The organism is Bifidobacterium pullorum DSM 20433 (genome assembly GCF_000771405.1).
GTDB lineage: Bacteria > Actinomycetota > Actinomycetes > Actinomycetales > Bifidobacteriaceae > Bifidobacterium > Bifidobacterium pullorum.
Genome location: NZ_JDUI01000025.1, coordinates 1 through 1294, shown reverse-complemented (window position 1 = coordinate 1294; position 1294 = coordinate 1). Strand labels below are relative to the sequence as shown.

2 protein-coding genes are annotated in these 1294 nt (G+C 62.3%); both read right to left on the bottom strand.

Annotated features, from left to right (window positions below):
* Positions 1-125: 125 nt before the first annotated feature.
* Positions 126-959 (bottom strand): hypothetical protein, encoded by an 834-nt coding sequence (locus OU11_RS08520; RefSeq protein ID WP_152597140.1) that lies wholly within the window; start codon positions 957-959, stop codon positions 126-128.
* Positions 960-1086: 127 nt separating this feature from the next.
* Positions 1087-1294, bottom strand: a 208-nt coding sequence (locus OU11_RS09440) for a hypothetical protein (protein ID WP_206538231.1), incomplete at its 5' end; no start/stop codon positions are given.

The following is a 1294-nucleotide window of genomic DNA, read 5'->3' as shown; positions in this document are numbered from 1 at the left end:
TCGCTGGTTCAAGCCCAGCCGCAGGAGCCACAGAAAAGCCCATCTCCCAGGAGATGGGCTTTCGCATATCGTCAGCGCCCAAGCCCTCGGCACCCGGCCGAGCTTCGGGCCATGCCGCCCACAAGCTACCTGAGCGTGGTGAACACGTAGCCGACCGTGCCTTCGGCAAACGTCGCGTCAAGCGCATACCGATATCCGGGATCCAGATCGACTCTGGCCTTCTCATCCTCCAACGAAACCGTCACCGTCTCCGCCGGCAGCGAGTCCACGTCGATATCCTGGTATGACCCCGCTGCGGACGCCGCCTGTTCGAGCGTCTGTTCGCTCCAGCGCGTCACCGTCAACGCCTCAACCGGCCTGTCGAACACCACGGTGCCCTCCACCGGCTGGTCGATGCCGGCATCCGGCACATTCGCGGGGTCGGTCTGCACCGGATCGGCCGCGTCGGCGATGACCTGGACGGGCTCGCCGTTCTCCTCATACGTCCACGTATACCCGTTGTCCCGCAACGCCACAGTCACCCTTGCCAGGTCGGTGGCGTACTCGAGATTGGCCGCCGCGGGCTGCGCCGGATCCACAGTCACGGACAGCTCGGCGACCAGGTCGGCATACCGCTCGGCATCCGCGGCGGTCCCCTCACTGACGACCTCGATGGTTTCGATGCCCGGATACTGCCCCGGATAGCTTTCCAGCATGATGCCGTTACCGGCGACACGCACCACGTTGCCGGGTCTCAGGTCATCGGCGGTGAGGGCACGCCCATCCACCCCGATGATGTTGGCCTCGTCCACGGCCGTCGGCACAAACGGCGAGCCGGATCGGGTGTCCACCAACAGCAGACCGCCGTCATCGAGACGGACGACCATCGCCTCCATATCCGATTCGGCGGACCGTCCGGTGCTTCTCCCCGTGCCCGACGCAGCAACAGGCTTGCCTTCTTCGGCTGTGGTTCCGGACATCTGATCACATCCTGCAACCGTCATGCACAACGTTAAGCAGCACAGTGCCGGAACAACTGTTCGAGCGGTGAAATATCCCACGGATACCTCCTATGTCGACTCATCAGCGTTTTGACTCGGCATGCCATCACAGGAAACGACCACGCACACTGACTCCGGTTATTGTACTAGAAGACCAGCAACCCAACAGGTCGGCATACCCCTGTCGTTCCCGGGCAATTTGCAACGACATGCCGGACTTGCATTCGCCGAAAAAAGGAATAATATGTTCATCTTGTGCGCGGCAGTTCGCCGGGCATGCAGCATTCCTGCGTAGCTCAGTTGGCAGAGCATCC